This window comes from Pseudomonas fluorescens, assembly GCF_001648775.1.
Lineage (GTDB): Bacteria > Pseudomonadota > Gammaproteobacteria > Pseudomonadales > Pseudomonadaceae > Aquipseudomonas > Aquipseudomonas fluorescens_M.
Genome location: NZ_LVEJ01000013.1, coordinates 46,697 through 66,989 on the forward strand (window position 1 = coordinate 46,697; position 20,293 = coordinate 66,989).

Below are 20,293 nucleotides of genomic sequence, written 5' to 3' on the forward strand. Positions count from 1 at the left end.
CAAGAGGCTGCACCCATGAGCAACGCCTGGAACGAAGGTTATTTCACCGACGAAGGCTACACCTACAGCTATAGCCGGGAGATCAATCCGGTATTCCAGCGTTACTGCTTGCTGCTGCGCGGTTTTGCCAGCCTGGACAATCCCGACGGTTATCACTGCGAACTCGGTTTTGGTCAGGGTGTGTCAATCAATATTCACGCCACGGCCAACCCTGCCGGCTTCGTCGGAACCGACTTCCACCCCGGTCAAGCCGCTCACGCCATTGAACTCGCAGCGCTCAGCAACAACGGTGCAAAGCTGTATGACGACAGCTTCGAACAGCTGCTGGCGCGCCATGATTTGCCGCAGTTTGACAGCATCAGCCTGCATGGCATCTGGACCTGGGTCAGCCGCGACAACCAGAAGCTGATTGTCGAATTCGCCCGCCGTCACCTCAAACCGGGTGGCCACCTGTACGTCAGCTACAACGTCTTCCCCGGCTGGTCGCCGTCAGCGCCGTTGCGCCAATTGTTCAGCCTGCACGACCGTTTTGCCAATCACTCCACGCGACCGGATCAGCGCATCGATGCCGCGTTGCAGTTTTCCGAAGCGCTGTTGGCGGCCAACCCCAAGTACGCCTTGGCCGCGCCGAGCCTGGGCGCCCGGCTGCAGACCATCAAAGGTCAGGACCGCCAATACGTCGCCCACGAATATTTCAATCGCGACTGGAACTGCATGTATTTCGCCGACATGGTCGATGCGCTGGCCCCGGCCAAGCTCGATTACGTCACGACGGCGGTGCCGCTGGATTCGGTCGACGCACTCAATCTGAGCGCCGAAGGCCTGGCCTTTCTCGACGCTATCGAGCATCCGGTGATGCGCGAACAGGCACGCGACTACTTCGTCAACCAGGCTTTCCGCCGCGATCTGTACGTGCGCGGTGCCAACCGGCTCTGCGCGACCGAGCGCCGGTCGCGCCTGCTCAATACGCGATTTGTGCTGATGCAACCGGCAGAAAACGTCGCGTCCAGCGTTACCGGCCCCGCTGGCGAAGCATCACTGCAAGCGGAAATTTACGGACCGGTTCTCGATGCACTCGCGGGCCAGACGTATGAAGCCAAAACGCTGCAGCAGTTGCTCGAATCGGTGTCGCCAATGGCCTATGACGATCTGGAACAGGCCATCGCCATCCTGGTCGGCATGGGCGCGGTAGCGCCTTGCCAGAGCGAAGCCGCCGAGGCGCTGGTGTACGAACGCTGCGCCGCATTCAACTTGCAACTGTGCAAGCGCGCGCTGTTCAACGCCGACATTCAGGTGTTGAGCAGTCCGGTCACCGGTGGTGGCGTCACGGTCAGCCGCTTCCAGCAACTGTTCCTGATTGCGATCCGCCAAGGCAAACAGCACCCGGCGGAGTGGGCACAACTGGCGTGGAGCATCATCGCCGATCAAAACGAAGTGTTGCTCAAGGACGGCAAACCGCTGACTACCGCCGAAGCCAACATTGCCGCGCTGACCGAACAGGCCCAGGCATTTGCCGAGCAGTCGCTGATCGTGCTGAGTGCTTTGAAAATCGTCTGATCAAGGTGGGTGGCGCGCAGTTATGCAAGCAGGAAATCGGCTGCCACCGGCCTGGTTTATTCCACCGCCCCTGACCGATACGTCTACGCTGTCTCCATCGCCATCACGCCTGGAGACTCGCCATGACCCGCACGCTGTTGACCGGCCTCGCCCTTTTCACCTTGAGCCTCGCGGCGCAAGCGGATGTCACGCCATTCCCGGCGACCTTCCACACCCAAGACATCAAAGTCGAAGGCGCGACCCTGCATGTGCGTGTCGGCGGCAAAGGCCCGGCCGTGGTGCTGTTGCATGGTTTTGGCGACACTGGCGACATGTGGGCACCGCTGGCAGCAGACCTGGCGCGCGATCACACGGTGGTGGTGCCGGATCTGCGCGGCATGGGCCTGTCGTCAATTCCCGACGGCGGCTATGACAAAAAAACCCAGGCCGCGGACATCCGCCAGGTGTTGAGCACCCTGAAGATCGAGCACTCGGTGGTCATCGGCCACGACATTGGCACCATGGTCGCCTTCGCCTACGCCGCGCGCTATCCGCAGCTCACCGAGCGGCTGGTGGTGATGGATGCGCCCGTGCCCGGCATCACGCCGTGGAACGACATTGTCCGCTCGCCGATGCTCTGGCACTTCGACTTCGGCGGCGCGGACATGGAACGTCTGGTGGCCGGGCGCGAGCGCATTTACCTCGACCGCTTCTGGAATGAATTCGCCGGTACGCCCGCCAAAGTCGATGAAGGCACCCGCCAGCATTACGCCAAACTCTATGCGCGCCCCGGCGCCATGCACGCCGCATTCGCCCAGTTTCGCAGCATTCGTCAGGATGCCATCGACAACGCCCCCGTCCTGCAGAAACACCTGAGCATGCCGGTGCTGGCCGTCGGCGGTGAAAAGTCCTTCGGCAACAACGAAGCGATCGTCATGCGCAATGCAGCGGACAACGTCACCGAGGTGGTGATTCCGGCGGCGGGCCATTGGTTGATGGAAGAAGCACCCGCGCCGACCATCAAGGCCGTGCGCGACTTTATCGCGATGTGAAGAATTGGCGTTGCCTTGGCCCGAGGCTTACGTCAGGATTCGCCCCTTTTCGAGCGAAAGGCGCAAACGTGGAGTGTCCATTCGTTTATGGGCTCGACCCTTGACGCGCACGTTCACGCCCTTCGCTAACCGATATTCAAACGTGTAAGCCGGATAGAAAACATGAATCGCCAAAAGAAACTCAAGCAGTTGTTCAAGGAAAAGGCCAAAAAGGCCAGCGCCAAACTGGCGCCGAAAAAAACCAAGTACATCAGCAAGGCTGACCGGGCGAAACTGGAAGCAGAGGCCGCTGCGCAACCCGTCGATACCACCGAGAGCTGATCGACGCTTGCAGGCGTCGATTGCCCTGCGGGTTAATCCGCCTGCAACTGCGACTCAGCAACGCCTTTGGGTGGATACAGCACTTCTTGAGTGTCCAGATTGCGAATTTCGGAATCGACGGCAATGCTCATCACCTCACGGCCCCGAGCGCCACTGATGCCTTCGCGCGTGGAGAAGTCGACGATGTAACGCTGGCCTGCGCGGAACTCGACATCGCGAGCTTCAAAGCCACATCTGGCGCCGCCGGTGCCCAAGCCATTCATCGATGCCCAGCACCACGTCAGCGAGTGTTTGCCCGGCGTCAGGCGCAGTGCTTGCATGCCGGACACGTCAAGGATCGAACGCCGGCCAGCGCCCTCCAGCAATTGGTCATCGACATGCGTGGCCAACAACAAGCGATGAAACGGCACGCCGAGCGCGCGGTAGCGCGTAGTTGCGAAGTAAACCACCGGCGCATCGGCCTGGTGATTGGACAGGTCATACGGGGTCATCGACTCCGGCGCCCAATCGGCCTGGTAATGCTTGTAGTGGTAGTTGGAGCAGGCGGTACTGAGCCCGGCCAGCAGGAGCAGGGCCGGGATCTTGAGAGACGACAGCAATGACAACGCGCGCATTTTTCTTCCTTGATTGACGAAGCGGCGCAGGATACCGCAGCGCGAGTCAGTAAGTAATTGCCCTCCTTGTCAAATGTTGACCAAGACGGTCGAGCGCTTGCTCAACCGTCCTCTGGATCGCGTCGAATGAAGCGTGCCCGTGCTGATCGCCGGGCTGGCGACTCAGTCGTCGCCCTTCTCTTGCGCCAGAACCGAGGCATTCGCCGCCGTGAGCAGGCCGGCTTCGGAGTAGATCCGCAGCTTGTCGAGGGTGTCGGCAATGTCCAGGTTGCGCATCGTCAACTGACCGATCCGGTCGCGTGGCGAGAACGTCGAAACGACCTTTTCCATCGACAGGCGTTCCGGGTGGTAGGTCAGGTTCGGCGACTGCGTGGCGACAATCGAGTAATCATTGCCGCGACGCAATTCGATTGTCACTTCACCGGTAATCGCCCCCGCCACCCAGCGCTGAGCGGTTTCGCGCAGCATGATCGCCTGTGGGTCGAACCAGCGTCCCTGATACAGGAAACGCCCCAGCCGGCGGCCGTTCTCGCGGTACAGCTCCATCGTGTCTTCGTTATGAATGCCGGTGACCAGACGCTCGTAGGCAATGTGCAGCAGCGCCAGGCCCGGCGCTTCATAAATGCCGCGACTCTTCGCTTCGATGATGCGGTTTTCGATCTGATCGCTCATGCCCAGGCCATGCCGACCGCCAATGCGATTGGCCTCGAGCATCAACTCCACGGCATCGCTGTAGACCTTGCCGTTCAATGCAACGGGATGCCCTTGCTCGAAACGGACTGTGACGCGCTCTCTGTCGATCCGCACGTCATCACGCCAGAACGCTACGCCCATGATCGGATTGACGATATCGATGCCAGTGTCGAGGCTCTCGAGGTCTTTGGCTTCGTGCGTCGCGCCGAGCAGATTGGAGTCGGTCGAATAGGCTTTTTCGGCGGACATCTTGTAGGCAAAGCCTGCCTGCTGCATGAACTCGGACATCTCGGCACGGCCGCCGAGTTCGTCAATGAATTGCGCGTCGAGCCACGGTTTATAAATCTTCAGGTCCGGATTCACCAGCAGGCCGTAGCGGTAAAAACGCTCGATATCGTTGCCCTTGTAGGTGCTGCCATCGCCCCAGATGTTGACGCCGTCGGCCTTCATGGCCGCGACCAGCATGGTGCCCGTAACGGCACGGCCGAGCGGCGTCGTGTTGAAGTAGGTCGCGCCCGCCGTCGTGATGTGAAAGGCGCCGCATTGCAGCGCGGCAATGCCTTCGGCCACCAGTTGCGCGCGGCAGTCAATCAGACGCGCATCTTCTGCGCCGTACTCCATGGCCCGACGCGGAATCGACTGATAGTCGTCCTCGTCCGGCTGCCCGATGTCGGCGGTATAGGCGTAAGGCACGGCGCCTTTGATACGCATCCAGTGCAACGCCGCACTGGTGTCGAGGCCTCCGGAGAAGGCAATGCCGACCTTTTGACCCAGCGGAAGGTTTTCAAGAATGTTGCTCATGACTCAGTTCCTTGTAGTCGGGGAGCAGGAGAATACCGCGAATTTCAACGTTGCACAGACTCCCGAACGTGCCCTTGGCAGCGCTGAATATTCGCGCGGACTAATTTTTAAATACGCCTCGCAAGGACATTGACGGTTGAAAAATCGTCGTCCATATTGGATCCAATCTATTGTTGATGCATGTTTACAATAACGACACAAGGACGTGTGTATTTCAAATGATTACAAAAAACCCTAGCGCTGAAACCCGAGCACGCCGCCACCGGTCACTTCAAAAAACAACATCCTGACCGGCCTCCAAGTTCTTCTATTTGCCTGTCACTGAAAAGTTCGAATCTGCTGACAATCAAGAGAGCGCCGTAATGGCCTTCTCCTGGTTGATCTCGCTTATTGATTGCGAAAGTTCTCACTCGCACGACGCGGTGAGCCAATGGAGAATGTTGAAATGGAAAACCAGATATACGATTGCGTAGGGATCGGCTGCGGACCGTCGAATCTCAGTATTGCTGCGCAACTGTATGGCCTGCGCGACGTTCGCAATATCTTCTTCGAGAAGAAAACCGAGTTCTCCTGGCACAGCGGCATGATGCTGCCGGATGCCTGCCTGCAAGTGTCGATGTTCAAGGACCTCGTCACACTGACCGAGCCGACCAATCCATTTTCGTTTGTCTCGTACCTGCATCAGCACGGCCGCTTGCTGCCGTTCCTCAACGCCCAGTTCGCGCAGATTTCCCGTCTGGAGTTCGCCGCGTATCTCAAATGGGCAGCGCACACCAATCAGAACGTTCATTTTGGCGAAGACGTTCAGGCTGTCGATTTCGATGGCACGCACTTCGTCGTACAAACGTCGAAACGCCAGGTACTGTGCAAACACATTATTGTCGGCGTCGGCATTGCACCGTACCTGCCTGATTTCGCGCGGCCGCACATCGATAGCGACAGCCATTTTCATATTTACGAGTTCGCCAACAAGCCGCGCCACTTGGGCGGTCAGCGGGTTGTTGTGGTCGGTGGTGGCCAATCCGGAGCAGAGATCGTGCTCGAACTGCTGCGGCGCACGGGCGATGAGGCACCGAGTCAGGTTTCCTGGATATCGCGTCGGGAAAACTTCTCGCCCATCGATGACTCACCGTTTGCCAACGATCTTTTCACGCCCGCCCACTCGGATTTCTTTTATAGCCAGGATGCGAACTTTCGCGAGGCGTTTCTCAAGCGCAATGAACTCGCCAGCGATGGCATTTCCGAGCACACATTGCGCAGCATCTACCAACGTATTTATACCCTGCGCTACATCGAACACTCGCCCATGAGCGTGCGCCTGATGCCGTCACGCAGTGTCTCGGAAGTCTGGCGCGAAGACGCTGGGTGGAAGCTCGCCGCGCAACATCCGGGCAGTGCAGCCGCAGAAATCCACGAAACCGATGTGCTGGTGTGGGCCACCGGTTTCCGCTCGGCCGCTCATCCATTCATGGGGGCGCTGGAGAGTCGCCTCGAACGCGAAGGCGGGGAAATTCGTGTGGACCGTGACTACGCCGCCGTTTGGTCAGGCCCGGCCGACCGCCATATCTTCATGCTCAATGCGACGCGGCGCCAACGCGGCCTCGCCGATCCGAACCTGAGCCTGATGGCATGGCGCGGCCAGATCGTCATCGACCGGATACTGAACCGCCCGCGCAGTACGGCCATGGACAATGACTCCTTTGTCAATTGGCAACCCCTGGCGGCCGGTTGAGCCGCCGACGTTGCGCAACCGCAGTCTCATCATTGAAATAACAAGGATCAAATCGTGAGCCGATTAGTCAACAAGGACGTCATCGTTATCGTCGGTGGCCTGTCGAGCGGTCGTCACCTTGCACCGCTGTTCAAAGGGTTGGGTTTCAGTTGCATCCACGTCTGTACCGTGGACGCTCTCGAGCACCCGATTCTCAAGCCGACATTCAACCCGCTCGATTACGCCGAAAATCACTTGCTGGCGTCGGAACAGGAGGCAGATCAATTCATCTCTGCCCTGCGCGGGCGTCATGTCAAAGCCGTGATTGCCGGGTGTGAACCTTGCGTGTTGTTTGCCGACAAACTCGCCGAAATGCTCGACGCACCACGCAACCTTGGCGCCCTGAGCACCGCGCGCAGAAGTAAATACCTGATGCACGACACGCTGCGGCGCCATGCACTGAAATCGGCCAGACAGCTGCTCACCGATGACCTGGAACAGATCTATGCATTCCACGAGGAGATCGGTGCCCAGATCGTGCTGAAACCGGAAGCGGGCGCCAACACCGATGGCGTGCATTACTGCAAAACACGCCAACAGATTGCTGACGCCTTCGATTCGATTCTCGGTGCGAAAAGCCTCTTCGACGACTTCAGCGAAACCTACAACAAGGTGCTGGTGCAGGAGTACCTCGACGGCAAGCAATACCTGGTCAACACCTGTTCTTCGGACGGGCATCACTATGTCTGCGATGCCTGGGGCGAAACCCGAGAGAACGACGATGCACCCTCGAACGACAGCCACGCGGACCTGGTGAGTCGCGAAAGCGCCCTCCACCATTCACTCTGCGAATATGTCGGCCGGGTCTGTGATGTGCTCGGCATTCGCTACGGCGCCGCGCATTTCGAACTGCGCATGACCGATGAGGGCCCCTGCCTTATCGAAGTCGCTGCACGCATGTCCGGCAACGTCGACTTTTCCGTCCTGTATGACACCCACAGCCTGACCCAACTCTCACTGCTTGCCGATGCGATGCTCGATACCCAGGCCTTCGTGACGCGTACACGTGGCGCCAATCCCAAGAGCAAAGCGGCGAGAAAGGTCTACTTGTCCTCCGACATCACGGGCGATGTGCTGCGCGAACCTGAGCTGAATCTGCTGCTCGATATCGAGACCGTGCGCAGTGTGCTGTTCCGGGTTGGCAACGGCGATCGGTTGTACAAGACCGACCGCTCTCAAGGCCACGACCGGCCGGGTCATCTGTATATGGTCAGCGATGATGCAGAAACCATCGAACGCGATTACCAACGCGTACGGCGCAACGAACGCCAGCTGTACGAAACGATGCTCTTGCGCCCCTGAGGCCACTGCCAGCATCAGGATTCAATAAACCAGGCCGTCGCCCTCCTCTTCCAGTCGATAACAGACAGGACGGGCCACGGCTGCGCCGCGACCTCATTTCATGTGTGCAGGCTTATGAAAATTACCCGTACCTTTCCGTCATCCTTTGATCTGCAATCCGGGCAAGTAAACGTTCGCGAGATCACCCTGGCCCCCTCGAAAAAGACCAACATCCACAATCACCACGACCGCGAATGCTGGTCAGTGCTCAGTGGTGAAGGCGTGCTGACGTCGGGCGCGCAACGCGTGACGATCCGTGCCGGCGATCATGTGCTTTTCATGCCGTTCGAAGAGCACACGGTCGAAAATCAGGGCGACGCAGACTTGCGCTTCACCTCGCACTGGTTCGTCGACTGGAGTGCGGTCGCCAATGAACACGATTCCCGCTCGCCAGCCGACGAGCACGTATTGATCGAGACGGCATTCCCGACGCCTAACGGCCCCTTGCATCTGGGGCATCTGTCGGGCGCATACCTCATGGCGGACGTTCTCAAACGCAGTTGCGAACTGACCGGCATCGACTCGTTTGCCTACTGCGGAACGTACGGCCACACCAATCACATCGACAAAACCGCCGCCGCCAAAGGCTTGACCTACGACGCGCTGGTGGCCAGTTGCGAAGGCGTCATCGGCAACGACCTTGAGATGTTCCACATCCAGTACGATGCTTTCCTGCCGCATTTTCCGGTTTCGCAAGGCTTCGAAAAGGCAAAAACGAGGTTCATCGATCTGTTGATGCAATCCGGTTTCCTCATCGCGCGCACGGTCGATCATCCTTACAGCGAAGCGTTGCAGCAGTTTGTCTGCGAGAGCTACGTCGCCGGTCAGTGTCCGCATTGCGCGAGCATGACCATCGCCATGGAGTGCGAAAATTGCGGTCTCTATCAGGATGAATGCAACCTGCTCGAACCGGTTCATTCGCTGACAAAAGAGCCGCTCGTGCAGCGCAAGGTCGAGCGTCTGTATCTGCGGCTCGACCACTCGATCATCGGTGAAATAGCGGCACTTCTGTACAGCCACAACACCGCTGCCAGCCGTATCTGCTACGACCGTTTGCTGGAATACATCAATGCCGGCGCCCTTCACGACATCCCGGTGTCGTCCTTGCGCGGTCAAGGCGTGCCCGTGAAAGGCGAGCAAGTGCTGACCGTGGTGATGGAGCGGGCACTCCGATCGTTTTTTGGCCTGTCGCTTTACCCTGTCGCTACCCGACACCTGTTCTTTTGCGGCTTCGACAACCTCTGCGGTTCGGGGATTCTGCTGCCGTACGTGTTGAAAGTTCTCGGCATTGCCGATGCGCAACTGCCGGTCGCCGCCATCAACCACTTCAGCTTGCTGGATAACCGCAAATTTTCTACCGGTGCCAATCACGCGATATGGGCCAACGATTTTTTGCAGGCCTACCCCGCCGATCTGGCGCGCCTTTATCTGTGCCATTTGCACAACCCGACCGGCGAAAGCAACTTCCGCGTTGCTGAGTTTGGCAACTATTCGCGGCGGTTTGTGCACACGCTGATCGACGTCTTCGCCAATGGCCGCGAACTCGTCGCACACTTTGCCGATGGCCCGATCGAGGCCGGGCCGTGGCTGAAGCAGGACATCGCGTTTTATCGTGAACTGAGCGCGGCCATGGACTACTGCCTCGATCATTACGCGCATCACTCGCCGCGCGCCGCCGTCCACAGAATTGATTATCTGCTGGAAGTAATCGCTGACTACATCGGCCAGAGTTACGCCTATCGCGATGATCGCAACCTGTTGCGCACCAAGGTCGCGTTAATCCTGCATGCCTATCAGTGCCTGGCTTACTGCCTGTTTCCGGCGATGCCGGAGTTGGCGACGCAACTCTTCAGCGGCCTCGGCGCAGAGCGCACGCAATGGCACGCCGAGCGCCGTGCCGTACGCATCACCGAGCGTGCCCAGACTGGCATCGACGCAATTGTCGAGGTCTTGAGCAGCCTGCAGAAAAAGGTCGCGCAAGCATGAAAAAGACCATCGCACTGATCGGTTGCGGCAATCTCGGTTTTCCGCTGGCGTTGCACATCGGCCAACTGGGGTTCGACACCTTGCATGTTCACGATCTGGATGCGCGCAAGGCGGCGCAACTCAAAAGTGACATTCAGCAGGCCAATCCGGCCTTGCATGTCGTCGACCATCTCGACACCCATGAACTGGACGTGGTGCTACTGGCGCTCAGCGGGCCGGCGACCATTGCCTTCGTCACCGATGAACGCAACTACGCCTTGTTCAAGGGTCGCGCGGTTTTCGTCAGCCTCGGCCGCCCCAGCTACGACGATTTCGCCGCGCACGAAGCGCTGCAAGGCTTTTTGCTCGAACGTAACGCCGCCCTGCTCTTCGGATTCGGCGTGGAACCGGGCCTCGTCGAACTGCTGATGCACGACCTCGCGGCACGCTACGAACCGGGCATGGTGAAGAGTCTGAGCGCGTTTTGCGGCGGCGTCCCGCAGCATCCCACGCCGCCACTGAACTACGATCTGTTGTTTGGTGATCGCCTGCCCGCGCTCAATCGCAAAGCGCTGATGAAGCTCGACGGCCACCTCGGGCATTGCCTGCGTTTCGACATGAAAGAGTCCCGGTTCATCGAAGAGGTGGGCCTGCTTGAGGTCTACCACGACGGTCTTTCGCCTTACCTTTTGCGCTCGCCGCACCTGCAGGCCATTCCAACGATCAAGCAACAGACCGCCCGCTGGCCGGGCTTTCATGACAGCGTGCGCAGCCTGATCGCGTTGGGTTTACTCGATGAGCAGGCATTGCCTGGCAGCACCGTCTCACCGAGCGATCTGGTGCACGACATCCTGGTGCGCAACGGCAGGCTCGCGCGTAACCGCCCGGACGTCAGCTTTGTGGAAGTGGTGGCCGAGCTGGTCTCGGGTGACCGCACGACCCTGCGCATCATCTCCCGGTTTGACGACGACACGGGGTTGACCGGCATGGCACAACTGACCAGTTTCCTCGCCGCGTGGTCGGCACGTCGGGTTGCGCACGACCCGGCGTCATACCAAGCGGGGCTGACCCTCAGCCATGAGTTTTATGACGGCGAGGCAACGCGTGAACTGCTGGCGGCGTATCAGCAATACGTGAAGTGCAGCGTACGCTCGTCAGTACAGCCTCATGACGTATCTCTCTAACCCCATACTTTCGACAGGACGTCCATGACCGCCACCCTACCTATCCCACTGACCCGGCCCGAACTGAAAGTCGTGACGATCGTCACCCTGTTGCTGCTGGTCGGTTTGCTGGGCACCGATATCCACCTTTCCGCGTTACCGCGAATGATGCAGGACATGCACACCACCCAGTCGCTGATGCAATCATCGATTTCGGTGTTCCTGTTCGGCATCGGCCTGAGCGCGCTGGTCTACGGCCCGCTCAGCGATGTTTATGGCCGCAAGCCCGTCGTCCTGACCGGGCTGGTCATCGCCATCTTCGGTAATCTGCTGGGTGCGTCACTGTCCGAAATCGGACCTTTCCTGGGTGCACGCTTCATTCAGGGGGTCGGCAGCGGCGTATGCCTGGCGCTGTCGCGCATCGTGCTTTCGGACATTGTGCGCGCCGATCGATACGCGATTACCAGTTCCTACATCACCTTGTTCACCGGATTGTCGATCGTGCTCGGCCCGGTCATCGGCAGCTTCATCGAAATGTGGTTTGGCTGGCGGGCCAACTTCATCACGCTGGCGATTCTGCTGGCGGGAATGCTGATGGTGTACGCCTCGCAGTGCCCGGAAACCAACGCTTACCGAAACAAAAACCTGCGCATCGGGAATGTCATCGCGAACTATAAGTTCGTCCTGCAAAACCCGACGTTCGTCTGCGCCGCGACACTGGCGGGCATCGGCATGTCGTGCTTCGTGATGTACACCGCAACCAGTCCGTTCGTGTTGCAGCAACAGTTCGGCTTTTCACCGACGCTGTACGGTTGGGTCACGGCGCTGGTCAGTGCGGGGTTGCTGATCAGTCGCTCGTTGCTGCCGCGACTTATCCGCCAGTACGGAATGATCAGAATAATCCGCCTGGGATTGCTCATTCTGCTCGCCTGCGGCGCTTCACTGCTGATCCTCAGCCGGCTCTGGGGCCTGTCGACGTTGTCCTTTCTGGCGAGCGTGTCGGGCGTATTTTTCAGCTATACGTTCATCGTGCTCTGCGCATCGGCGATTTCGATGACACCCTTTACCGACAAGCGCGGCGCCGCCGGTGCCGTTTATTCCTGTTCGCAAATGGCCCTGGCGTTTGCCGTCAATTCGCTGGCTTCGTCATTCTCCGGCAATGAAGTGCTGCTGCTCGGCGTGACCTTCATCGTGTTGCCGATTGTGGGTCTGTTGCTTTGCCGACGCATGCAGACCGAGTGAAGCGGGGATGGCCGCTGTTGCAGGCGTCACAACGGCAGCGGCCGATCCTGCACCACCCGTTTCATCATCAGCGTCGGGTCAGATCAATGTTTTCGGCTCCAGGTACGCGTTCATGCCCCACTTGCCCATTTCGCGGCCAAGGCCTGAGTGCTTGAACCCACCGAACGGTGCGCGCGGTTCGTGGGCCAGCGTGTTGATGAGCACACGTCCGCAATTGATCTGGCGGGCGATACGCCCGCAACGTTCGGTGTTCGTCCCCAGCACCAGTGCGCTCAGGCCATAGTCCGTATCGTTGGCAATACTGATCGCTGCAGCGTCATCTTCGTAGGGAATGATCGTCAGCACGGGGCCGAAAATTTCCTCACGGGAAATGCGCATCTGGTTATTGGCATCGGTGAAAATCGTCGGTTTGACGAACCAGCCGGCGTGCAGACCTTCTGGTCGACCTTCGCCACCGGCCAGCAATCGTGCGCCCTCTTGCTGGCCGAGTTGAATGTAACGCTGTACCCGCTCCCATTGTTTCTGGCTGACCATCGGGCCGATGTCCGTGTCAGCCTTGCGCGGATCGCCCGATTGAATCTGTGCGACGTGCGCCTGCGCCACTTTCTCGAACTCTGCCAACCGCGTGCGCGGCACCAGGATCCGGGTGCCGGCGATGCAAGCCTGGCCGCTGTTGAGAAACCCGGCTTGCAGCACCAACGGCATGATCGCCGGGAAGTCGGCATCATCGAGCACCACGGTCGGGGACTTGCCGCCCAGTTCGAGCGTTACGCGTTTCATCGTGTCGGCGCTGGTTCTGAGCAGATGCTGGCCGACAGCGGAGGAGCCGGTGAACGAGATCTTGGCCACATCGGGATGGCGGGCGATTTCCTCGCCCACCACATCGCCGCGGCCGTTGACGATGTTGAAGACACCCGGCGGCAGCCCCGCTTCGTGCAGAGCCCTGAGCACAACCTGCGTCTGCAACGCACTCATTTCGCTGGGTTTGATGACGGAGGTGCAACCTGTTGCGAGTGCGGTGGCCAGCTTGCTGCAGATGAAGCCCGCATTGCTGTTCCAGGGCGTAATCAGACCGGTAACGCCCACGGGCGTCAGCACGACCGTGGCGATACCGACCTGTTCCTCGAACTCGAACGCTTGCAGTGCATCGATGGCCTGCGCGATCACATCTGCCGGATAAGTCGCCATCCAGCGTCCGCGAACCGCAGGGGCGCCGTACTCGGCCAGGATGGCTTCGTGCAATTCCTGCTCCCGGGCCGCCAGCGCCCGGTGCATGCGTTGCAGCGCCGCGATACGCTCCTCGCGGGTGGTTAGCGCCCAGGCCGGAAACGCCGCTTTGGCGGCGGCGATGGCGCGCTGCGCGTCCAGTGCATCGCCCAAGCGAACCTGGCCGATGACCTCCTCGGTGCTCGGGTTATGCAGGTCGAACCATTCCTGGCCATGAGGAAGGACGAACTCTCCATTGATGTAGATGTGTTCAATGCGTTGCATGACGACTCCTGGTTGAGTGCTGCCCGACTGGATCGAGCTTCTGTGAACGGGAGTCTATGAAAGGTCTATTATTCCGATAAGCCACTCTTTACCTTATGAAGTATCCGTATTTTCAGGACAATTAATGCACAGAACAGGAATGACCGAGCTGGAAGTCGTGTTAGCGGTGGCGCGCCGCAACAGTTTTCGTGGCGCGGCACAGGAATTGGGCATGTCCACCACCGCGGTGAGCAGCGCGGTGGCCGGACTGGAAGCGCGGCTGAAGGTGCGCCTGTTCAATCGCTCGACGCGCAGTGTGGCCCTCACCGACATCGGGCAACGCTATGTGGAGCGCATTGCCCCGGCATTGGCGCAGATCAAAAGTGCCGGCGAAGAAGCCAGCGTCGGCCTCGATGAGCCCAGCGGCACGCTGCGCATCAATGCTCCGTATGGCGCGGCCTACCTGCTGCTGGAGCCACTGTTCAAGCAGTACGCCGAGCGCTATCCCGACGTGCGTATCGACATCGTCAGCGAGGCGAGCATGGTCGACATCGTCGCCGGGGGCTTCGACGCCGGAATTCGCCTGGCCGAGTCCGTACCGCAAGACATGATTGCCGTGGCGTTGTCAGGCGACATCCGCATGTTTGTGGTGGCAACGCCGGAGTATCTCGCCCGCCATGGCGTGCCCGAACACCCGCGAGACCTCCTGACCCACCAGAGCATCGGCATGCGCATGGCCCACGGCGGGCTCTACCATTGGGAACTGGAGCGGGACGGGCAGAAATTGCAAATGGAACTGCCCGTGCGCTTCGCGTCCAACGAAGTGTTGGCGATCAAGCAGGCCGTGGTGTCCGGCCTTGGCATCGGTTTCATTTCCGAGTGGTTTATCCAGGAAGAACTGGCAAGCGGTGCCCTGGTGCCACTGCTGATGCCGTGGTGCCCGGCATTTGGCGGATTGACGCTGTACTACTCGGGCCATCGCTTCGTGCCAGCGCGATTGCGCGCACTGATTGATCTGGTGCATGAGCTGCGACCCGCTCAGCGTTGAAATGGCGAGAACGCTCAGCGCAATTTACACGCCAGCCATGCGCCCCAGAACAGACTGCTGAAAAACCGCGTCGCCGCGCCAAACCCGGCCTCATGCAGCAACGCCTGAATCGCTGCCTCGGAATGCGGCGGATCGGCGCCCTGGAGAATCTTCCCCAGTTTGGCCTGCACTTCCTCTGCGCTGGCGCCCTGCTGCCGCCACCGCTGGCCCCACGCTTGCAGCATCAGTGGCTGACTGGCGTAAGCGTAATGGTTACCCGCGATAATCAGCGGTGCACCCGGCTTCAGGCGTGCCTGAATCGATCGCAGGATCTGTTGTTTGGCTTCATCGCCGTTGAGGTGATGCAGCACACCGATCAAGGTTGCCGCATCGAAGGACTCGTCTGCCGGCAAATCCTCGACATGCCCCAGATGCACCTCGGTTCTGTGCAGCAAATTGTTGGCTTGCAAGTGCTGTGTCGCGGCTTCCAGCATCGGCACCGAAGGATCGATAGCGGTGAAGCGCCAGTCGGGTTCCAGCGCCGCCATCGCGATGATCTCCTGCGCCGTACCACCCGCGCCGACCACCAGCACCCTGGCCGCCCGAGAGGAACCAAGCGTGGCAGCCAACATGCACGCGGCCAGATCGTGACAGGCGTCGTAACCGGCCAGGGCGATGCGGCTTTGCCGGGCGTATTCGCTGGCGCGCGAGGTGTCGAATTTTTCAGCGGCGCTTGAGGTCACGGGCGATTCTCCTTGGCTTTTGGAGGACGTTACGCCGTAGGGCTAGATAAGAAAAATTCATAAATTTTATGCGCTGTATTCCTGGGGGGAATGGGCCGTTAACTTATTTGCTGCTGCATCGGGTCAAACCCCGATGAAGGTTGGCATCGACCTCTAGCAGCAACTCCCCGCGGTCGACCACCTCAACTCCGCCCTGAGAGGCCCGATCGGTCAAGACAGAGTCGATGAGGGTGAAGATGTATCAGCGTCACCTCACTGCCGACGCCTGAAGCACGCCCCTTTAGGAGCAGGCGACGGCTGTGAATTTTTGGCTTTTATAGATTGCGTGGTGATGCATCCGCTCGTCGCCACTTGGATTAAATCCGTAATCCTGACAAGCGGTGATGAGGATCGGATTTCAGTTTTGGGCAAGGAACCTTTTCGACACTACTCTTTATACTTCTCACTCAACTCTTTTGTGTAGTCTTCCATCGCAAGCTTTTTCGCCCTGAACAAATCAAAAACATACTTGACTATTAATATAAAAACAAACAAGGGAGAGAGACACATAAGACCAATACCAACACCAATACCTTGTCTGAAAGCAGCTTCTTTCTCTTTCGCCAAGTCTACTGGAACATCCATAAAGTACATTGAATACACCCACCCCAAGGCGAATGACACCAATATTGCCAGCGCCGCATTTTTGAACAACGCCATAGCGGACGGCGCATATTTTTCATAGTATCTAACAGGATCTGTTGGTGACATCAGAGCTTATACCTCAATAAATTTACAGACAGAAGTAGCACAAGGCTACTACACTCAGTAAAATTGTACCACCTCGACTTTCCCGCCTATCGCACAGGGATAAGCATTCTCCAAGGATTAATAAAATATGAATACTCCAACTACGTTTGATCTCGATGCACATGGTTCAGGCTGGTACTCTTGGGATGATATACATAAGTGCTTTTGGCCTGGTGTTGGAAAAAAATCAATACACATAGATCCTGTACTTGGGGAAATTGCCACATCAAAAGGAATTTATTGCATTGCATGGAGAGCGACTGGAAAGGCTTCCCCTGATAATCCGGCCATTAAATATATCGGACAAACAAGTTCATTCAAATCTCGAATGGAGCAGTTTGGTTGGTCTGCCGGCTTCTGGGGTGAAAGGGCACGAGGACATTCAGCAGGTTGGCGCTGGCACGAAAGAAACAACGAAAAAATGTACGTCTCCTTCTTTCCCCTTGCCACTTCAAACTTGCCAAAACATATGCTCAACGGATATTTACACTGGTACGAAGCCCTTGCGTTGGATATTCATCACAAGCAGTGTGGGTCATTGCCATTTATCAACATACCAAAGAATGGCGTCATTGTTTTGAGTTAACTAATCGCTTATGTATGTATTACTATACTGCTTGCTTGACTACTCACTGAGCGAGCGCTGCTTCTGACCAAGGCAGCCATCCAAGACTGCTACTCTCTCCCATGAAAACCGCCCTCATCTCCGACACTCACGGCCTCCTCCGCCCCGAAGCCCTGACCGCCATCCAAGGTTGCGACCTCATCCTCCATGCCGGTGACATCGGTGCGCCCGAGATCCTCAGCCAACTCGCCGCCATTGCCCCGCTCCACGCCGTGCGCGGCAACAACGACCTCACCCTCCCCTGGGCCGCAAACATTCCCGACCACCTCACCCTCGACCTCGACGGCTGGCCAACCCTGCTCACTCACGACATCGCCGACGTTCCCGCCCTCCTTACTGACCACATCAAACTGATCATCACCGGCCATTCCCACAAGCCCTTGATCGAATGGCGCGACGACCGTCTCTACCTCAATCCGGGCAGTGCTGGCCGGCGGCGTTTCAAACTGCCGGTGACGCTGGCCTTGCTCGAAGTCAGCGCAGACGCCCTGCAACCCCGGCTCATCCACCTGCTGCCGTGAAACTTTTCCGCCCCATCCGGCCTGATCACCTAACCTCATAGACTGTGTGTTTATCGAGAGTCGGTCCGGCCCATGCGCAACACCTTGAAGTCGTTGTTTTTGGTCATGTTCGTTCTGCTCATCGGTGGCAGTCCTTCGCCGTGGGCAGCCGGTTTTCCGGCGCCCACCGTCACGGCGGCGGCGCCGCTGCCGGTGATTTCGCAGAGTGATCTGCAAGCGCTGCAGCAACGTCTCGATGGGCTCAAGCAGCAGATTTCTGCGGCGAATAATTACAACCAGTTGGAAGGTCCGCAGGATCGGGTGCAGGCGTTCATTCTGGATGTCGATAAGTTGTCGGCGGCGTTGTTGCCGCAGCAGGCGCAACTGGCGGTGCAGTTGGGCGTGTTGGGCGCGGCGCCGGGGACTGAAGTGGCGGCTGAGCAGGCGGATATTGTCGCGCAGCGTGCGTCGTTGACGGAGCAGAAAAACAAAGTCGACGGGACGTTGAAGAGTCTGGCAGCGCTGAAACAAAGTGCGGCGGATCTGATTACGCAGATTGCCGGGATTCGACGCACGTTACTGGAAAGCGAGCTGACGCTGGGCACCGAGAGTGTCTTGAGTCCGGCATTCTGGTCGCCACTGGTGCGGCCGACGGCGGATGATCGTCAGCGCCTGAGTTTTTTTGTCGCGCAGGTGCGTGATACCTGGGCGACGGTGTGGGCGCCGGGGGAGCGGTTTTACACCAGTGTGCTGGTGTTGCTGGCGCTGCTCATCTGGACCTTCGGACGCCGGCTGGCCGAGCGTGGTTTGACCTGGATATGCATTCATCGCATGCCCGAGGGGCGTTTGCGCCGCAGTGCGCTGGCGTTTGCGTCGGCGCTGGCAACCATTGTCACCACGGCGTTTGCCTTGCAACTGCTGTTCTACGCCTGCACCCGCCACCAACCTTTACCGCCGGTGTTGGAGACCTTTTCCGAGGAGTTCGAAAAGGTCGTGTATGCCTGCGTGCTGATCACCGGGCTGAGCCGCGCGCTGTTGTCGACGCAGCATCCTTCGTGGCGGCTGCCAGCGATTGCCGATCAGGTGGCCCACGCACTCAAGCCTTATCCACGCATTCTGTCCTGCACGTTGCTGGTGCTGGTGACGCTGGTGCAGGTGAGCAATGCCACGGGCATGAGTAGCCAGATTGTGATTGCCGGGCGCGGAGTGATTTCGTTGGTAGTGCTGGTGATTGTCACGTCGCTGCTGTTGCGCGTCGGCAAGGTGCGCAAAGCGCTGGTCGCCGCCAATGACCCGCAGGCGGGCAGTACGTTTGCCGGGGTGATTTACACCGTTGCGACCATTTCAATGTTCGTTTCGGTGATTGCTTTGCTTGCCGGCTACGTGTCGCTCGCGCGCTTCATCAGTTATGAACTGGTGTGGGCGTACATCGTGCTGTCTGGCTTCTATCTATTGATTCAGGTGCTCAAGGATGGCTGCGAGCATCTGTTTTCGCCCAAACACGCAAGCGGCAAGGCGCTTAAACAGTTGCTCGGCATTGGCGATCGGCGGCTGGATCAGATCTCGATTCTGTTGTCCGGTTTCAGTCGCGCCGGGTTGTTGCTGCTGGCGGTGATCGCGCTGTTCGTCGGCGGCATCGGCACCACGCTCGGGCAGTTGGCGACCAATATCATGGCGATCCTCGGCGGCGCCGGGTTGCGCAAACTGAACATCGTTCCGGGGCATCTGCTCAACGCGCTGCTGGCGTTGATGATCGGTATCTGGCTGATCCGCGCCCTGCGCCGCTGGCTCGACAATGAGTTTTTGCCCAAGACCGAGATGGACCCGGGCATGTGCGCCTCGTTGAGTACGCTGTTTTCCAACATCGGTTACGCCTTTGTGATTCTGCTGACGCTGTCGTCGCTCGGCGTGCAGTGGACCAATCTGGCGTGGATCGTCAGTGCGCTGTCGGTGGGCATCGGTTTTGGCTTGCAGGAGATCGTGAAGAACTTTGTGTCGGGACTGATTCTGTTGACGGAGCGACCGGTGAAGGTCGGCGATCTGATCAGCATCAGCGGCGTCGAGGGCGATATCCGCCGGATCAATGTGCGCGCCACGGAGATCCAGCTCAGCGACCGTTCGATTGTGATCGTGCCGAACTCACAACTGATCTCGCAGAACCTGCGCAACGTCACACTCGGCGGCAGTGCTCAGGGCGTGGCGTCACTGGAGCTGGTGTTTCCGCTGGATATCGATCCTGAAGAGGTGAAGGACCTGCTGCTCAATACTTATCGTGAAAACGAAACCATCCTTGAGAAACCGGCGCCGTTTGTGCGCTTCAGCAAGTTGTCGCCGGACGGCATCACGTTGACGGTGACCGGTTATGTCGGCAGCCCGAGGATTGTCGGGGTGACCAAGAGTGATCTGCTGTTCGAGATTCTCAGGCGTTTGGGGGCGGCGGGGATTGCATTGGCGAAGCCGCCGGCGAGTGCTTGAGGGCAAAGTGTTGTATCTGGCGTGGAGCAAGAGCGTGCTCAAGAGCCCAAGCCTGCTATACCTGCGCGACGACTTGCTGGCTGAGTTCAATCGGGCGGTCTGAAGCAGTCTTTTTCGGTTATGGATGGCTCTGCCGTCATGCTAATATGCCATCACTTTTTTCTT

At 58.8% G+C, this 20,293-nt stretch carries 17 protein-coding genes; 12 read left to right on the plus strand and 5 right to left on the minus strand.

What is annotated here, in order from left to right; all coding sequences use genetic code 11:
* Window positions 1–15 precede the first annotated feature (15 nt).
* The 3 genes from A8O26_RS13670 (at window position 16) to A8O26_RS29190 (ending at window position 2,909) form a co-directional block, all read left to right on the plus strand.
* On the plus strand, window positions 16–1,557 hold the full coding sequence (locus tag A8O26_RS13670) for a class I SAM-dependent methyltransferase (RefSeq protein ID WP_064118503.1): 1,542 nt from the start codon (window positions 16–18) through the stop codon (window positions 1,555–1,557).
* Between the two features lie 122 nt (window positions 1,558–1,679).
* Window positions 1,680–2,588: an alpha/beta fold hydrolase gene (locus A8O26_RS13675; protein ID WP_064118504.1), complete on the plus strand. Its 909-nt coding sequence runs from the start codon at window positions 1,680–1,682 to the stop codon at window positions 2,586–2,588.
* A gap of 162 nt (window positions 2,589–2,750) precedes the next feature.
* Window positions 2,751–2,909: a DUF2986 domain-containing protein gene (locus A8O26_RS29190; RefSeq protein ID WP_064503199.1), complete on the plus strand. Its 159-nt coding sequence runs from the start codon at window positions 2,751–2,753 to the stop codon at window positions 2,907–2,909.
* A gap of 32 nt (window positions 2,910–2,941) precedes the next feature.
* On the opposite strand, the gene A8O26_RS13680 is transcribed toward A8O26_RS29190, so the two are convergent.
* Both A8O26_RS13680 and argG read right to left on the minus strand, forming a co-directional pair.
* On the minus strand, window positions 2,942–3,523 hold the full coding sequence (locus A8O26_RS13680) for a hypothetical protein (RefSeq protein ID WP_064118505.1): 582 nt from the start codon (window positions 3,521–3,523) through the stop codon (window positions 2,942–2,944).
* 162 nt (window positions 3,524–3,685) lie between these two features.
* Window positions 3,686–5,017: an argininosuccinate synthase gene (gene argG, locus A8O26_RS13685; RefSeq protein WP_064118506.1), complete on the minus strand. Its 1,332-nt coding sequence runs from the start codon at window positions 5,015–5,017 to the stop codon at window positions 3,686–3,688.
* Between the two features lie 445 nt (window positions 5,018–5,462).
* Between argG and A8O26_RS13690 the strand changes: the two genes are divergently transcribed.
* The 5 genes from A8O26_RS13690 (at window position 5,463) to A8O26_RS13710 (ending at window position 12,499) form a co-directional block, all read left to right on the plus strand.
* Window positions 5,463–6,749: a lysine N(6)-hydroxylase/L-ornithine N(5)-oxygenase family protein gene (locus A8O26_RS13690; RefSeq protein ID WP_064118507.1), complete on the plus strand. Its 1,287-nt coding sequence runs from the start codon at window positions 5,463–5,465 to the stop codon at window positions 6,747–6,749.
* A 54-nt stretch (window positions 6,750–6,803) separates the two neighbouring features.
* Window positions 6,804–8,090, plus strand: coding sequence for an ATP-grasp domain-containing protein (locus A8O26_RS13695; RefSeq protein ID WP_064118508.1), 1,287 nt, complete (start codon window positions 6,804–6,806; stop codon window positions 8,088–8,090).
* A gap of 114 nt (window positions 8,091–8,204) precedes the next feature.
* Window positions 8,205–10,115 carry a class I tRNA ligase family protein gene (locus tag A8O26_RS13700; protein ID WP_064118509.1) on the plus strand — a complete coding sequence of 637 codons (1,911 nt, stop codon included), beginning with the start codon at window positions 8,205–8,207 and terminating at the stop codon, window positions 10,113–10,115.
* A complete protein-coding gene (locus A8O26_RS13705; RefSeq protein WP_064118510.1) occupies window positions 10,112–11,278 on the plus strand; it encodes a saccharopine dehydrogenase C-terminal domain-containing protein in 1,167 nt (388 codons plus the stop codon). Before A8O26_RS13700 ends, A8O26_RS13705 begins: the two co-directional genes overlap by 4 nt.
* A gap of 24 nt (window positions 11,279–11,302) precedes the next feature.
* Window positions 11,303–12,499, plus strand: coding sequence for an MFS transporter (locus A8O26_RS13710; RefSeq protein WP_064118511.1), 1,197 nt, complete (start codon window positions 11,303–11,305; stop codon window positions 12,497–12,499).
* A gap of 78 nt (window positions 12,500–12,577) precedes the next feature.
* On the opposite strand, the gene A8O26_RS13715 is transcribed toward A8O26_RS13710, so the two are convergent.
* Window positions 12,578–13,990: an aldehyde dehydrogenase family protein gene (locus tag A8O26_RS13715; protein WP_064118512.1), complete on the minus strand. Its 1,413-nt coding sequence runs from the start codon at window positions 13,988–13,990 to the stop codon at window positions 12,578–12,580.
* Between the two features lie 124 nt (window positions 13,991–14,114).
* On the opposite strand from A8O26_RS13715, the gene A8O26_RS13720 reads away from it, so the two are divergent.
* Complete coding sequence (locus A8O26_RS13720) at window positions 14,115–15,017, plus strand: LysR family transcriptional regulator (RefSeq protein ID WP_064118513.1); 903 nt, start codon at window positions 14,115–14,117, stop codon at window positions 15,015–15,017.
* A 14-nt stretch (window positions 15,018–15,031) separates the two neighbouring features.
* Here A8O26_RS13720 and A8O26_RS13725 read toward each other — a convergent pair whose 3' ends face one another.
* Together A8O26_RS13725 and A8O26_RS13730 are read right to left on the minus strand one after the other, a co-directional pair.
* Window positions 15,032–15,739 carry a class I SAM-dependent methyltransferase gene (locus A8O26_RS13725; RefSeq protein ID WP_064118514.1) on the minus strand — a complete coding sequence of 236 codons (708 nt, stop codon included), beginning with the start codon at window positions 15,737–15,739 and terminating at the stop codon, window positions 15,032–15,034.
* A 426-nt stretch (window positions 15,740–16,165) separates the two neighbouring features.
* Complete coding sequence (locus A8O26_RS13730) at window positions 16,166–16,489, minus strand: hypothetical protein (protein ID WP_155740660.1); 324 nt, start codon at window positions 16,487–16,489, stop codon at window positions 16,166–16,168.
* A 127-nt stretch (window positions 16,490–16,616) separates the two neighbouring features.
* Between A8O26_RS13730 and A8O26_RS29785 the strand changes: the two genes are divergently transcribed.
* The 3 genes from A8O26_RS29785 (at window position 16,617) to A8O26_RS13740 (ending at window position 20,128) form a co-directional block, all read left to right on the plus strand.
* Window positions 16,617–17,114 (plus strand): hypothetical protein, encoded by a 498-nt coding sequence (locus A8O26_RS29785; RefSeq protein ID WP_155740661.1) that lies wholly within the window; start codon window positions 16,617–16,619, stop codon window positions 17,112–17,114.
* 101 nt (window positions 17,115–17,215) lie between these two features.
* On the plus strand, window positions 17,216–17,674 hold the full coding sequence (locus A8O26_RS13735) for a metallophosphoesterase family protein (RefSeq protein WP_064118516.1): 459 nt from the start codon (window positions 17,216–17,218) through the stop codon (window positions 17,672–17,674).
* 72 nt (window positions 17,675–17,746) lie between these two features.
* Window positions 17,747–20,128 carry a DUF3772 domain-containing protein gene (locus A8O26_RS13740; protein WP_064118517.1) on the plus strand — a complete coding sequence of 794 codons (2,382 nt, stop codon included), beginning with the start codon at window positions 17,747–17,749 and terminating at the stop codon, window positions 20,126–20,128.
* Window positions 20,129–20,293: the final 165 nt, after the last annotated feature.

Coding starts and splice junctions, on each gene's coding strand:
- A8O26_RS13670 (WP_064118503.1), top strand. CDS start 16: ATGAGCAACGCCTGGAACGAAGGTTATTTCACCGACGAAGGCTACACC.
- A8O26_RS13675 (WP_064118504.1), top strand. CDS start 1,680: ATGACCCGCACGCTGTTGACCGGCCTCGCCCTTTTCACCTTGAGCCTC.
- A8O26_RS29190 (WP_064503199.1), top strand. CDS start 2,751: ATGAATCGCCAAAAGAAACTCAAGCAGTTGTTCAAGGAAAAGGCCAAA.
- A8O26_RS13680 (WP_064118505.1), bottom strand. CDS start 3,523: ATGCGCGCGTTGTCATTGCTGTCGTCTCTCAAGATCCCGGCCCTGCTC.
- argG (WP_064118506.1), bottom strand. CDS start 5,017: ATGAGCAACATTCTTGAAAACCTTCCGCTGGGTCAAAAGGTCGGCATT.
- A8O26_RS13690 (WP_064118507.1), top strand. CDS start 5,463: ATGGAAAACCAGATATACGATTGCGTAGGGATCGGCTGCGGACCGTCG.
- A8O26_RS13700 (WP_064118509.1), top strand. CDS start 8,205: ATGAAAATTACCCGTACCTTTCCGTCATCCTTTGATCTGCAATCCGGG.
- A8O26_RS13705 (WP_064118510.1), top strand. CDS start 10,112: ATGAAAAAGACCATCGCACTGATCGGTTGCGGCAATCTCGGTTTTCCG.
- A8O26_RS13710 (WP_064118511.1), top strand. CDS start 11,303: ATGACCGCCACCCTACCTATCCCACTGACCCGGCCCGAACTGAAAGTC.
- A8O26_RS13715 (WP_064118512.1), bottom strand. CDS start 13,990: ATGCAACGCATTGAACACATCTACATCAATGGAGAGTTCGTCCTTCCT.
- A8O26_RS13720 (WP_064118513.1), top strand. CDS start 14,115: ATGCACAGAACAGGAATGACCGAGCTGGAAGTCGTGTTAGCGGTGGCG.
- A8O26_RS13730 (WP_155740660.1), bottom strand. CDS start 16,489: ATGTCACCAACAGATCCTGTTAGATACTATGAAAAATATGCGCCGTCC.
- A8O26_RS29785 (WP_155740661.1), top strand. CDS start 16,617: ATGAATACTCCAACTACGTTTGATCTCGATGCACATGGTTCAGGCTGG.
- A8O26_RS13735 (WP_064118516.1), top strand. CDS start 17,216: ATGAAAACCGCCCTCATCTCCGACACTCACGGCCTCCTCCGCCCCGAA.
- A8O26_RS13740 (WP_064118517.1), top strand. CDS start 17,747: ATGCGCAACACCTTGAAGTCGTTGTTTTTGGTCATGTTCGTTCTGCTC.